The 2,386-nt window shown below is 67.4% G+C and carries 2 protein-coding genes; both read right to left on the bottom strand.

The genetic code is table 11. The annotated features are described in order from the left end of the window. Window positions 1–1,019, bottom strand: a 1,019-nt coding sequence (locus Q4F73_RS12265; protein WP_303359621.1) for a hypothetical protein, incomplete at its 3' end; no start/stop codon positions are given. Between the two features lie 2 nt (window positions 1,020–1,021). Next, a partial coding sequence (gene treS / locus Q4F73_RS12270) for a maltose alpha-D-glucosyltransferase (protein ID WP_303359622.1) occupies window positions 1,022–2,386 on the bottom strand: 1,365 nt, incomplete at its 5' end.

Here is a 2,386-nt window from a genome sequence, read left to right on the forward strand (position 1 = left end):
ACCCAGTCGGGGCGGTGGTTGGACTCGTAGACCACCTCGTAGAGGGCCTTGTCCAGCACATAGGCGTCGAGCAGCGGGGTCCGCTCCACACCGTAACCGGCGAGGAAGGCATCCGAGGCGGCCTCCGCCCACTCGGGGCCGGCCTCCGCCACGTGCGCCGCATAGTCGAGCGAGCGCAGGATGCCGGCGACATCGCGCAGGGGAGAATCGGGGCGACGGCGCTCCTCCAGCGAGCGGGCGGGCTCCCCCTCGAAGTCGATGAGGATGTAGGAGTCGGGCGTGCGCAGCACCTGCCCCAGGTGCAGGTCACCATGGACGCGCTGCACCTCGACCTCATCACCGAGCCCCTCGTAGAAGGCGCGGGCGTCGGCGGCGAACTCCTGCAGGATCGGGGCCCGGCCGAGGAGGTCGTCCAGGGATGCCAGGAAAGAAGGCTTATCGACGCCCACCGGGAACGCCCCCGCCAGCGCCTCATGCACACCCCGGGTCGCCTCGCCGAGGAGGGAGGCCTCCGGCCCGAAGGGGGCGGAATGCGAGGCGAAGCCGAGGGCGTAGCGCCAGCCGTCATCGGCGTCGGGCACGAAATCCTGCACCATGGCCAGGGTGTGCTCCTCGCCGTCGATGTCCTCGCTCACCCAGTCGCGCACCGGGGCGACATAGGGGCAGTCCGCGATCTGCGAGAGCAGCTCCACGTCCGGGTTGAGACCCGGTTCCAGGCGGCGGAACACCTTGACCATCTGGTCGTCGACGATGAGCGAGGTGTTCGACTGCTCCCCGTTGATCGCCTTCGTCTCCCCCTGCGGCAGGTGACGCGCCGCGAGGTAGAGCTCCGGGGAATCGGCGAGGATGTCGTTGTTGTCGGCGTCGATAAGCACCTGATAGAGGTGGCGTCCATTGACGCGCACGACGAGCAGACGGGCCTCGCCCGCCGGGGTCTCGGAGACGATGTCGACAGTGTCGATGGGCTCGGCCTTGGCGCCGTAGAAGCGGGCGCCGGCGAGCATGTCAGCCAGATCCATGATCAGTCCTTCGAGATGTCGAACCAGAAGTAGGCGTGCGGCGCGAGCGTGACCACCCACGGATCCTGCTTGACCGGCGGGAACATCTCCCCACCCGAGAGCTCACGCGGGTGGGCGCCGGAGAACTCGGACAGGTCCAGCGACACCGCCTGCGGGCGGTCGGAGAGGTTGTTGACGCACAGGATCGCCTCGTCCTTGTACTCACGCAGGAAGGTGAGCACGGACTCGTTGGCCGAGTCGACCTCCCGGTAGGTGCCCAGGCCGAAGGCCTTGTACTGCTGGCGCACCTTGATCTGGCTGCGCACCCAGTGCAGCAGGGAGTTGTCGCGCTTCATGGCGTTCTCGACGTTGACTGTCTGGTAGCCGTACTGGTCGTTCTGGATGGCCGGCAGGTAGAGGCGCTCCGGGTCGGCCTTGGAGAACCCGCCGTTGCGGTCGTTCGACCACTGCATCGGGGTGCGCACGCCGTCGCGGTCGTAGAGCCAGATGTTGTCGCCCATGCCGATCTCGTCGCCGTAGTAGAGCACCGGCGAGCCCGGCAGGGACAGCAGCAGGCCGTGGACCAGCTCGAGCTTGTTGCGGTCACCGCCCAGCAGGGGAGCGAGGCGGCGGCGGATGCCTACGTTGGCGCGCATGCGCGGCTCGCGCGCGAAGTGCTTGTACATGTAGGCGCGCTCCTCGTCGGTGACCATCTCCAGGGTCAGCTCGTCGTGGTTGCGCAGGAAGATGCCCCACTGGGCGGTGGAGGGGATCTCCGGGGTGTCGGCGAGGATCTCCGAGATCGGGGTGCGGGACTGCTGGTGGACACCCATGAAGATGCGCGGCATGACCGGGAAGTGGAAGGCCATGTGGCACTCATCGCCGACCTCCGGCTCACCGAAGTACTCGACGACATCCTCGGGCAGCTGATTCGCCTCGGCGAGCAGGACGCGGCCGGGGTACTCGTCCTCGATGACCCCGCGGACCTGCTTGAGGAACTCGTGGGTCTCCGGCAGGTTCTCGCAGTTGGTGCCCTCGCGCTCGTAGAGGTAGGGCACGGCGTCGAGGCGGAAGCCGTCGAGACCCAGGTCCAGCCAGAAGCGCATGACGTCGAGCATGGCGGCGCGCACCGGCGGGTGGTCGTAGTTGAGGTCGGGCTGGTGGGAGAAGAAGCGGTGCCAGAAGTACTGCTTGCGCACCGGATCATAGGTCCAGTTGGACTCCTCGGTGTCGATGAAGATGATGCGGGCGTCCGAGTACTCGTCGTCGTTGTCGCGCCAGACGTAGAAGTCACCGTAGGGGCCGTCCGGGTCGCGGCGGGACTCCTGGAACCAGGCGTGCTGGTCGGAGGTGTGGTTCATCACCAGGTCGGTGATGACGCGGATGCC

It is taken from the genome of Corynebacterium sp. (genome assembly GCF_030535495.1).
In the GTDB taxonomy this organism is placed as follows: domain Bacteria; phylum Actinomycetota; class Actinomycetes; order Mycobacteriales; family Mycobacteriaceae; genus Corynebacterium.